Origin of the sequence: Streptacidiphilus sp. BW17, assembly GCF_041262485.1 — a bacterium.
GTDB lineage: Bacteria > Actinomycetota > Actinomycetes > Streptomycetales > Streptomycetaceae > Streptacidiphilus.
Map to the genome: position 1 here is coordinate 32615 of NZ_JBGCCR010000014.1, position 10600 is coordinate 43214.

The 10600-nt window shown below is 72.3% G+C and carries 11 protein-coding genes; 2 read left to right on the forward strand and 9 right to left on the reverse strand.

Annotation, left to right across the window (positions count from 1 at the left end; all coding sequences use genetic code 11):
• The first annotated feature begins 88 nt into the window (after window positions 1-88).
• Complete coding sequence (locus ABH940_RS18890) at window positions 89-979, forward strand: DUF2690 domain-containing protein (protein ID WP_370105785.1); 891 nt, start codon at window positions 89-91, stop codon at window positions 977-979.
• Here ABH940_RS18890 and ABH940_RS18895 read toward each other — a convergent pair.
• Window positions 940-1113, reverse strand: a complete 174-nt coding sequence (locus ABH940_RS18895) for a hypothetical protein (protein ID WP_370070217.1) — start codon at window positions 1111-1113, stop codon at window positions 940-942. The two genes, ABH940_RS18890 and ABH940_RS18895, sit on opposite strands and share 40 nt — an antisense overlap.
• Between ABH940_RS18895 and ABH940_RS18900 the strand changes: the two genes are divergently transcribed.
• Window positions 1112-1450, forward strand: a complete 339-nt coding sequence (locus ABH940_RS18900) for a Uma2 family endonuclease (protein ID WP_370070219.1) — start codon at window positions 1112-1114, stop codon at window positions 1448-1450. The two genes, ABH940_RS18895 and ABH940_RS18900, sit on opposite strands and share 2 nt — an antisense overlap.
• 23 nt (window positions 1451-1473) lie before the next feature.
• Here ABH940_RS18900 and ABH940_RS18905 read toward each other — a convergent pair whose 3' ends face one another.
• From ABH940_RS18905 to ABH940_RS18940, 8 genes are all read right to left on the reverse strand, one after another.
• Window positions 1474-1632: a hypothetical protein gene (locus ABH940_RS18905; protein WP_370070399.1), complete on the reverse strand. Its 159-nt coding sequence runs from the start codon at window positions 1630-1632 to the stop codon at window positions 1474-1476.
• Window positions 1633-1762: 130 nt separating this feature from the next.
• Entirely contained in the window at window positions 1763-2341 is a 579-nt protein-coding gene (locus ABH940_RS18910; RefSeq protein WP_370070221.1) for a flavin reductase family protein, read from the reverse strand.
• Window positions 2335-3645, reverse strand: coding sequence for a cytochrome P450 (locus ABH940_RS18915; protein WP_370070223.1), 1311 nt, complete (start codon window positions 3643-3645; stop codon window positions 2335-2337). The genes ABH940_RS18910 and ABH940_RS18915 overlap by 7 nt, the downstream gene beginning before the upstream one ends.
• Before the next feature lie 19 nt (window positions 3646-3664).
• Window positions 3665-4732, reverse strand: coding sequence for a dihydrolipoamide acetyltransferase family protein (locus tag ABH940_RS18920; RefSeq protein WP_370070225.1), 1068 nt, complete (start codon window positions 4730-4732; stop codon window positions 3665-3667).
• A gap of 126 nt (window positions 4733-4858) precedes the next feature.
• The gene (locus ABH940_RS18925; RefSeq protein WP_370105786.1) at window positions 4859-5836 is read right to left on the reverse strand and encodes an alpha-ketoacid dehydrogenase subunit beta; all 978 of its coding nucleotides are present in this window, start codon (window positions 5834-5836) and stop codon (window positions 4859-4861) included.
• The gene (gene pdhA / locus ABH940_RS18930; protein WP_370105787.1) at window positions 5833-6924 is read right to left on the reverse strand and encodes a pyruvate dehydrogenase (acetyl-transferring) E1 component subunit alpha; all 1092 of its coding nucleotides are present in this window, start codon (window positions 6922-6924) and stop codon (window positions 5833-5835) included. Before pdhA ends, ABH940_RS18925 begins: the two co-directional genes overlap by 4 nt.
• The gene (locus ABH940_RS18935; RefSeq protein WP_370105788.1) at window positions 6924-8411 is read right to left on the reverse strand and encodes a condensation domain-containing protein; all 1488 of its coding nucleotides are present in this window, start codon (window positions 8409-8411) and stop codon (window positions 6924-6926) included. Before ABH940_RS18935 ends, pdhA begins: the two co-directional genes overlap by 1 nt.
• Entirely contained in the window at window positions 8408-10597 is a 2190-nt protein-coding gene (locus ABH940_RS18940; RefSeq protein ID WP_370105789.1) for an alpha/beta fold hydrolase, read from the reverse strand. The genes ABH940_RS18935 and ABH940_RS18940 overlap by 4 nt, the downstream gene beginning before the upstream one ends.
• Between the last annotated feature and the right edge of the window lie 3 nt (window positions 10598-10600).

The window sequence follows — 10600 nt, forward strand, 5'->3', positions numbered from 1 at the left end:
TATTTGATACTTCACAAGGGCCTGCATTGGAGAGCCTCACCCCTCGAAAATCGAGGGTGGAGGCCGTCTGACAAGGTTGACGAATTTCATGAACCGGAAGCCCCTGCCGCCAGATCTGCCCCCGGCAGCACGTTCGTTAGCGGAGCATCTCCGCGCCCTCAAGAACGCCAGCGGTCTCTCACTGGCGGACATCGCCGCCAAGACCCACTACAGCAGAGCGTCCTGGGAGCGCTGGCTCAACGGCAAACGCGTCATCACCCCCGAAGCGCTGGACCGGTTCACGGCGGTGGTGGCCAGCGATCGCGACACGGTACGGGCCCTCCTGGACAGCGTCAGAAGAGAGGTCGAGAGCGGGAGCGAAAGCGAAAGCGAGAGCGAGAGCCCGGCGCAGACCGCGGACGACGGTGCGCCAGCTGTCGCCCAAGCCGACCCGGCACCGGCACCAGCACCAGCACCAGCACCAGCACCAGCACCGAGCGGATCGTCCCGATCCGTGGCCGCCTTGCTGGCCCTGCTCCTGCCCGCCGTCGCACTTGTGCTGGGTGGGGCATGGTTCCTCCTCCACGGCAGCGTCAGCCGTGCGCCTGCCCGTACCACCGCGGCGGCCCCGGCATCGCCGGTTGCGGGCGGCGGCGTCCTGTGCCAGGGCGTCGGGTGCCTGGGCAAGGACCCGCAGGAGTCGGGCTGCGACAGCGACGCGCGCACCCTGACCACCGCCAACGACGGCGAGGTGGTCGTCTATGTGCGCTACAGCCCGCACTGCGAGGCCGCCTGGGCCAAGATCACCAACGGCAGCCCCGGGGACACCGCCGTCATCTCCGCTGGAAGCGGCCAGCGCGCGACGGCGCTCATCCACTGGGGATACGACAACTACTCCCCCATGGTCCCGGCCGCGGGGGCCGGTGTGACACTGCGCGTCTGCGGAAGCCAACCGGCCGGTCAGGCCTGCACGTCGACGGTCGAGAGCCCGTCCAAGTGATCGGGACGCGCGTCGCCCGGATGCCCGTCCCGGTGGCGCGCGTCGCCGCCCTCCGCGCCGCCCAGGGACGCGAGCAGGCGCAGCCCGTCCTCGGTGGAGCTGCCGGGCGCGGCGGACAGCACCAGCAGCTCCATGAGGCGTCCTGGGTCACCGGCGCCGACCTCCTGGTCGACGGCGGTCGCCGCGTCGACGGGGAAAAACACCACACCCGCTGAGCTCGCGCTGATCGCCGTCGAGGTCGTCTCACCCACGAACCCGGAGAACGACTGGACCGGGAAGCTACGGGACTACCCGCTCATGCGGATCCCGCTCTACCTGATCGTGGACGCCAGGCAGAAGACCGTCACCTTGTTCCAGGAGATCGACGGGGACCGCTACCGCATGCGGGAAGACGCCGACTTCGGCCAACCGATCCACGTTCCCGAACCCTTCAACTTCGCACTCGACACCTCTCGGCTCCTCGGCTACTGACACCGTCGCAACGCCCCGGCTGGTCAAGCCTGCACCTCAACGGTCGAGAGCCCGTCCAAGTGATCGGGATGCGCGTCGCCCGGATGCCCGTCCCGGTGGCGCGCGTCGCCGCCCTCCGCGCCCAGGGCCGCGAGTAGGCGCAGCCCGTCCTCGGCGGGGCTTCCGGGGGCTGCGGCCAGCACCAGCATCTCCATTGAGCCCGCGGGGCGCACGGGTTTCGGGCTGCACGTGCGCGGCTGACCGCCGAGGAGCGTCAGCGCCGGTCGGATCACGCCGACAGATCGTCGGAACGACCCCGCCTGGTCCCGACCCCTATCCAGGGCAGGCGGAGACCGCGTGATAGCCACCGCGCCAGAAGACGAGCGGCGTGACGCGCGGATCCGGCATGCTGAAGGCGCTCACCGCAGCGACCAGCAGGGTGTGGTCGCCCGCAGGTACGAGTGCGTCGACGTGGCCGTCGAAGTAGGCCGCCGCGTCGGTGACGACGGGCAGCCGGGCGCCGCGTTGGACGGTCCAGTTACTCGGACCGAGTGCACCCTGGCCGACGGGGCGGCCGGAGTCGGCGAAGAAGCGGGAGATCTCCTGCTGATCCTGCGTCAGGACGCTGATCGCGAGTTTCATCCCGGCGTGCGCCGCGCGGGCCAGCCGGCTCCTGTTCGCCAGGGAGACCAGGACCAGCAAGGGGTCGACGGACACCGTAATGAACGAATTCGCCGTCATCCCCGAGACGGCTCCTTCCACGACGGCCGTGACGACCGTGACACCCGTCGGGAACTCCCCCGCCGCGGCGCGGAAGCGTTTGCCGGCCGCGGCGGCGCCGGGCACCGCGGTGCTGTGCGTCGCGGGTTCCGCGCACTGCTCGGCGAGGCGCGGGGCCGTGGAATTCAGCACGTCGCCTCGATCGGCTCATCGGCGCGCCGGGCGAGGGAGCGCCGGACGCGCGTCCGCAGCGGAACCCGCGTGTATCCGGACACGAAGTTCGAGGCAAGGCGGACCGGCTCGCCGGCGGGTTCAATCTCCTCGAAGAGGCCGAGGAACTCCTCGAAGAAGATGCGCAGCGTGATCCGGGCCATCGTCGCGCCCAGGCAGTAGTGCGGGCCGAAGCCGAAGGCGATGTGGCGGTTGTCGCCGCGGGTCGGGTCGAAGAGCTCGGGGTCGCGGAAGACCGTCGCGTCGCGGTTCGCCGAGCCGATCCACACGGCGACGGGGTCGCCCGCCGGGACGACGCCCCCCGCGATCTCCACGTCGTCCACGGCGTGCCGCAGGAAGCAGCTCGCCGCGGAGGACCAACGCAGGCCCTCCTCGACCAGTCCCGGGATCGCCGCCGGCTCGGCGGCCGCGCGCCGGTAGAGCCAGGGCCGCTCCGCGAGGGCCAGCAGTGTGCCCGTCACCGTGTGCGGGGTCGTCGCGTTCGCGCCGAGTAGGAGGCTGTAGCAGTTGACGACGACCTCCTCGCGGCTCAGCTCACCCCCACGCATCGTCATCAGCAGCCTGATCGCGTCGTCTCCGGGCGTGCCGGAGCGTCGGTCGAACTCGCGCGAGAAGTAGTCGAAGAGGCCGTGGTGGGCGACCAGGAGTGCGGAACCGTCGGGCACCGCGTGCGCCGGATCCTCGGGCGAGGCGGCCATCGCACTCCAGGCGACGAGGTCGGGCCAGTACTCCTCGGGAATGTCCATGACCTGCGCCGCCACTGCCATCGGGAGCTTCGCGGCGCACTCGGCGAGGTCCCACTCGCCGACGTCGAGCGCGGGCGCGAGGATGCCGCGCACCGCGGCGCGGATCCGCTCGCGCGTCGCGGCAAGTCCGGTGGCGGAGAACATCCGATTGAGCGGGCGCCGCAATTCCGTGTGCCGTGGCGGATCGGTGGCCACCAGCAGCAGCCCGGAGGCTGCGTCGTTGGTGCCGAGCTGATGCAGCAGGCTGCCGCGCTCCGAGGTGAACTCCCGGTGCTCGCCGAGGACGCGGCACACGTCGTGGTAGCGCGTGACCGACCAGAAGGAGCGGCCGTCGGGCAGCTCCTGGCGATGCAGCGGGGCTCGTTCGCGCATCGCGGCCCACACGCGGTGCGGGTCTCCCGTCGCGTGGAACCGGGGGTCGAACAGGTTCACACGGTTCAGGTCGACGGTCGCGCTTCCGTCGTGGTTCACGCCCTGATTCCCGCCCTGGTTCCCGTCGTGGTTCTCCTCGTGGCTCACGCCGAACACCTCCCCGCCTTCAGGCCTCGTCCAGCAGTAGTCGCAGCGGCTGCTCGACGCAGTCGGCGACGTGGCGCAGCAGGCCGCTCGGCGCGGAGCCGTCGCACACCCGGTGGTCGAAGGTGACCGACAGGTGCACGACGTGGCGCACCGCGAGCTCGTCGCCGACGGCCCAGGGCTTGCGGGCGATCCGGCCGATGCCGAGCATCGCCGCCTCCGGGTGGTTGAGCAGCGGCGTCGAGCCGTCCACGCCGAAGGCGCCGAAGTTGTTCAGCGTCATCGTCGATCCGGTCAGCGCCGCGGGCTCGATCCGGCCCTCGCGCGCCTCCAGCGTCAGCCTTCTGATCTCGGCGTCGAGGCCCGTCAGCCCGAGGTCCTGGGCGTCGCGCACGACCGGGACGAGCAGGCCGCGCGGTGTGTCGACGGCGATGCCGAGGTGGACGGCGGGAGCGGGCACCGCAATGCCCCGCTCGTCGTCGTAGCGGCCGTTGAGTTCGGGAAAGCGGCGCAGGCCGGAAACGGTGATCCGGGCGAGCAGTGCGAGCAGTCCCACGCCGGCGTCGCGCAGTTGGTCCCGCGCGGCCAGCAGTCCGGTGGCGTCCGCGTCGACCCAGCAGGTCGCTGCCGGGACCTCGCGCTGGGCGCGGGTCAACTTCTCGGCGATGTACCGGCGGTGGGCCGAGGCGCGGGGCGGCGCGGGGCGGGCGTCGCGCGCGCCGGGCGGCGTGGGCGACGCCGCACCCGGTGGCAGCACCCTGGCACGCTTTGCCGCGCCGGATGCCGGCGCGGCCCCGGACCCGACGAGGACCGCGGCGCGCGCCTCGATGCCCGGCACCGGGGCGGGCGAAGAGACCGAGAGCAGAACACTGCCGACCTCGACCACGTCGCCGGCCTCTCCGTGTATCCGCGCCACCACGCCCGAGCAGGGGCTGGGCAGTTCGACGGTCGTCTTGGCCGTCTCGACGACCACGACCGGCTGGTCCTGGTCCACCATGTCGCCCGGCCGGACGAGCCACGCGACGATCTCCGCCTCGGTCAGGCCCTCGCCGAGATCGGGCAGCCGGAACTCGCCGCCTTCGGTGCTCATGGATCCGTGCTCCTTCGCCGTCTTCGTCGTCCCACTCGCCGAGGTCTCCCCCGCCCACGTCTTCACCGGATGCCCAGCCACCGGATGCTCAGCCTCACCGGATGCCCAGCCTCGGGATGCCCGGCCTCACCGGATGCCCAGCGTCGCGACGGCGTCCAGGACGCGGTCCACGTTCGGCAGATGGTGACGCTCCCACCGCGGCGGCGGATAGGGGATGTCCAGGCCGGTGACCCGGCGCACCGGCGCCGCGAGCCGCGCGAAGCAACGTTCGCCGATCAGCGCCGCGAGCTCGGCGCCGAAGCCGCCGAAGCCCGCCGCCTCGTGCACCACGACCGCGCGGCCGATGCGCGACACGACATCGCAGATCGTCTCCTCGTCCAGGGGCACCAGGGTGCGCAGGTCGAGGACGGCGAGATCCCAGCCCTCCGTGCGGGCCGCCGCGGCTGCCTCGAGAGCGATCGGAACGGCCGGGCCGTACGCGATCAGGACCGCGTCGGCGCCCTCGCGCCGCAGCACCGCGGTTCCGATCGGCGCGACCGTCTCCTTGGCCGGATCGGTCTCGGCTCGCACGTGGTAGAGCCGCTTCGGCTCGAAGAAGAGCACCGGGTCCGGTGACGCGATGGCAGCGCGGAGCATGCCGTAGGCGTCGCCGACGGTCGCCGGGGTGAAGACGTGCAGCCCCGGGGTGTGTACCGCATAGGCCTCGGAGGAGTCGGAGTGGTGTTCGACCGCTCCGATACCGCCGCCGTAGGGGATGCGGACGACGACCGGCAGGCGCATCCGGCCGCGCGTGCGATTGCCCATCCGGGCCAGGTGGCTGACGACCTGTTCGAAGGCCGGGTAGGCGAAGGCGTCGAACTGGAGCTCGACGACCGGCCGCAGCCCGTACATCGCCATGCCGATCGCGGCACCGAGGATGCCGGCCTCCGCGAGCGGCGTGTCGAAGCAGCGCTCCGCGCCGAATTCGGCGCGCAGGCCGTCGGTGACCCGGAACACCCCGCCGAGCCGTCCGACGTCCTCGCCGAACACCACGACGCGTTCGTCGGCGGCCATGGCGTCGCGCAGCGCCGAGTTGACGGCGCCTGCCAGAGTCGAGCCGGTCATCGGCGGGCCCCCTCGGCGGCTGCCTCGGCGGCCGCATGCTCGGCGTCCATCTGGGCGCGCAGGTACGCGGCCTGCGCGCGCAGGCGCTGCGTGGGCTCGGCGTAGACGTGCTCGAACAGGTCGGCCGGGTCGAACACCGGCTCCTGCTCGAGCCGTGCCCGCAGGTCGTCGGCGAGCGCCTCGGCGTCGGCCTCCGCGGCCTTCTCCACGATCTCGGTCAGCGTGCCGCGCTCGCGCAGGAACGCGCCGAAACGCGCGAGCGGGTCGCGCGCCGCCCAGAGCCGCTCCTCCTCGGGATCCCGGTAACGCGACGGGTCGTCAGCTGTGGTGTGCGGACCCATCCGATAGGTGACCGCCTCGATCAACGCCGGGCCTGCCCCGGCGCGCGCCGCAGCGAGCGCCTCGCCGACCGCGTGGCGGACCATCAGCACGTCGTTGCCGTCGATCCGACGTCCGGGCATGCCGTATCCGTCGGCCTTGGCGGCCAGCGACGCGGCCCGCGTCTGCTCCCGGAAGGGCACCGAGATCGCGTACTGGTTGTTCTGCACCAGGAACACGACGGGGGCCTGGTAGACGGCGGCGAAGTTGAGCGCCTCGTGGAAGTCGCCCTCGCTGCTCGCGCCGTCGCCGCAGAATGCCAGCACGGCGAGCCTGTCGCCGCGACTGCGCGCCGCCATCGCCAGCCCCACGGCGTGCGGGAGCTGCGTCGCGAGCGGGGTGCAGGGCGGGGCCGTGCGGTGCTCGTACGGGTCGTGGCCGCAGTGCCGGTCGCCGCGCTGCGGCGTCAGCACCTCCACGGGGTCGATGCCGCGCACGACCATGGCCATCGAGTCGCGGTACGTGGGGAAGAACCAGTCCTCCGGTTCGAGCGCGAGTACGGCGCCGACCTGGCAGGCCTCCTGCCCGAGGGCGGAGGGGTAGACCACGAGTCTGCCCTGCCGCGCGAGTACCCCCGCCTGCATGTCGAAACGCCTTGCCAGGACGAGTGCGTGATGGGTCTCGACGAGGGTTTCGGGGTCGAGCAGATCGGCCGGGATCGCGCCGATCTGCGTTCCGTCCGCGTCGAGAAACCTCTCGGGCGCGCTCATCACTCCGCCTCCCCGGCCGTGCGTCGTTCGAGCAGTTCGACGTATCCGGCGCACCAGCCGGCCAGGGTCCCGGCGTCGAACATGTCGGACTGGTAGGGGATGAAGCCGTGCCAGCCCTCGTCCTCGGGCTCGAGGATGAACGAGAACTCCGACTTCGCCCCGCCGGTCGGGACCAGGGTGAGGGTCACGTCGAGGTCGCCGAGCGCCGGATCCATCGGCGGTGTGTTCAACACGACGAAGGGCACCTGCGGGAAGACCCCGATACCGTCCTTGCCGGCCTCCTGCAGCATCTCGTTGAGCATGCCGAAGGGCACGAACCGGTCGACGTTCTCGAACAGCGAGGCCCCGACGCGCCGCACCAGGGCCTCGAAGGGCTCCGCGTCGTCCAGCACGATCCGGATGGCGACGTTGTCCACGAAGAAGCCGACGACGTCTTCGTATTCGCTCCGCGGCCGGTTGGCGTAGTTGACCGGCACCGTCAGATCGCCCTGGCCGGTCAGGCCGCCGAGCCACTGCAGGAAGGCCGCGAACAGCACGGCGAACTCGGTCGCGCCCGCCGTGTCGGCGAAGGCCCGCACCTGATCGGCGAGCCGTGCGGGGACGAGGAACTCGTGCAGTCCGCCGCGGCCGCTGAGCACGGGGGGCCTCGGCCGGTCGGCGGGCAGCCGGTAGGTCAGCGGCGCGTCCGAGAGGAGGTCGGTCCACCACTCGCGCAGAGCGGTGAGGCGCGGGCCTTGATAGCGCTCGGATTCCCAGCGCGCGAAGCCGAGCAGGTCGGCCCGCGTGGGATCGAGCACGCCGCCGCGGTACAGCTCGTTCAGGTCGCGCAGCATCGTCGAGTTCGACCAGGCGTCGGAGACGGTGTGCTGCACGAGGATCAGCAGGTCCCAACACCCGGGACCGATCTCGGCGAGCGCTGCGCGCAGCAGCGGCCCCTCACCGAGTGGGAAGGCCACCCGGGCCCCCTCGCGCCGCCAGGCGTCGACCGCGGCGTCCCTCTCCTCGGGAGCCACATCGGTGAGATCCGTGACCGGCAACGGGATCCGGTCCGTCGGCAGCACCTCCTGGACCAGGTGCCCGCCGCGCCGGACGAGGCGGGTGCGCAGGCCGGCGTGCCGCGCCGTGAGCAGCGTCAGCGCGCGTCGCAGGGCCGGAACATCGAGGGCGCCGGTGATGGACAGGGCCATGGCTATGTTGAAGCTCGCCGGCTCCGTTGTCGCCTCCAGCCGACCGATCGACCTGCGCTGGCCCCAGGCCACCGGCCCCGAGGCCTCCACCGGCCCGCCCTCGGCGACCAGCGCGGTCAGTGCCGCCTTGTGCCGTGCCATCTGCCCGAGCAGCGCGTCGTCCATGACGCCGACCGGGGCGTCGTAGCCGAGCCCCGCCGCGGTCACGGACATCCGCACATCGGCCAGCCGCAGCCGGCCGAGCAACTCGGCGGCCTCGGCCCACTGTTCGGCCTGTTCGGCCTGTTGGGCGCCGGTCACCGGACCTCCTCCTCGGTCATCAGGCGTTCGAGCAGCTCGGTGTAGCGGGCGCACAGGCCGACGACCGTCCCCTCGTCGAACATGTCCGCCGAGTACGGCACCATCACGCGCCAACCGCCGTCCTCGGGTTCGAAGATGAGGCACATCTCGCCGGGCGCGCCGCCGGGCGGCACGTGCGTCACGGCGACGTCGAGGTCGCCGAACGAGACCCGCAGCGGCGGCGTGTTGAGCACGGCCGTCACCACCTGCGGGAAGGTCCCGACCCCCGGATTGCCGACCGAGCGCAGTTCCTCGCCCAGCATGTCGAGCGGCAGGAAGTGGTCGGCGTTCTCGAACAGGGCCGCACCGACACGGCGCACGAGATCGCCCAAGGGCTCCCCCTCGCGCGTCCGGACCCGGATCGGCACGTTGCTGATGAACAGGCCGACGACGTCCTCGAACTCGCGGCGCGGCCGGTTGACGTAGTTGGTGGGCACCGTCAGGTCACACTGCCCGGTGAGCTCGCCGAGCCAGAGCATGAACACCGCGAAGAACACCGCGAACTCCGTGGCGCGGGTGCGGAGAGCGAACGCGTGCACCGACTCGGCGAGCGGGGCGGGAACGAGGAAGTCGTGGAAGCCACCGCGTCCGCTCAGTGCCTTCGGCCGCGGCCGGTCCGAGGGGAGGTCGAAGGTGAGCGGGGCGTCGCCGAGCAGACGGAGCCAGTACTCCTGCAGCGCCTGGAGATTCGGCCCGCTCAGGCGGTTCTCCTCCCAGCGGGCGAAGTCGATGACGTCCGCCGTGAGCGGGGCAAGGCTCGCGCCGCCGTCCTGGTAGAACGCGGAGAGGTCTTCCAGGATGGTCGCGTGCGACCATCCGTCGGAGACCGTGTGCTGGATGACGATCATCAGCTCCCAGGCCCGCGGGCCGGCACAGGCCAGACTCGCGCGGAAGAGCGGTTCCCGGCCGAGGCGGAAGGGCGTGCGGGCGGCGGCCAGGCACCATTCTTCGAGGCTCGTGCGCAGCCGGTCCCCTTCGAGCCCGGCGAAGTCCGTCACGGCGAGCGTCAGCGGGGCGGGTGCGAGGTGCTCCTGGACGAGGTGCCCGCCGTAGCGCGCGAAACGCGTGCGCAGCGCGCCGTGCCGGGCCGTGAGCGCGGTGAGCGCCCGCTCCAGGCGCGGCACGTCGAGGGCACCGGACACGGAGAGCCGGAACGCGACGTTGAGCGCGGACGGCGCCTGGGTCGTCTCGGCTCGCAGGACCGCGCGGCGCTGACCCTTCGTCAGCGGCCCGCTGCGCACGACCGGGCCGCCGGCCTCGACGAGGGCGGCGAGCTCGTCGCGGTGCTCGGCCATGAGCGACGCGAGGGCGTCGTCCACCGCGCCGGCGGGCGCGTCGAATTCGAGTCCGGACGGGCCCGGGGTCAGCCGCACATCGGCCAGCCGCAGCCGACCGAGCAGCTCGGCCGCTTCCGGGCGCACGGCGGGCGCGCGGAAGGCGTCCAGCGAGCGCGCCACGAACTCGCCGATCTCCTTGATCCGGTCGTCGAAGAAGTGCCCCGCGCCGTCGAGCGCGAGCACGTCGAGCGGTCCACCGGCGGCCGCGCGCCAGCCGTCCGCCGCCGCCGCTGCCGGTGCGATCGGGTCCTCGGTGCCGAGGATGACCGAGATCGGGCAGGCCAGTCGGCGCGGCGCCACGACGGCGGCGTGCTCCTCGTAGAGCCGGTAGTCGTCCCGGACCAGCCCGGCGTAGAACTCGGTCAGCTCGCGGTCGTGCAGGATCTCGACCGGCAGGCCGCCGAACGCGGCGAGGGCGCCGAGGAACGCCGCATCCGGGAAGGAGTGCAGCATCGGACCCGGCCGCCGGTAGCCGGGCGGCCGGCACGCCGCCGCGAACAGCAGGACCGGGCTCTGGCATCCCCGCTCGGCGAGCCGGTGGGCCACCTCGTAGGCGAGCAGGGCGCCCATGCTGTGCCCGTACAGGGCGTAGTCGTCGCCGACGCAGCGCTCGGCGACGATCCGGGCCAGGTCGTCCGCCGCGGCGGCGAACGACTCCGGCCCCTTCTCGCGCAGCCGAGTACCACGTCCGGCGACGTCGAGCGGGACGAGCTCGACGTCCTCGCCGAGGATCTGGCCGCCGAGGAACTGCGGCCAGGACTTGAAGACCCGCGAGGTGCCCCCGGCGTGGGGCAGGCAGAACAGGCGCATGGA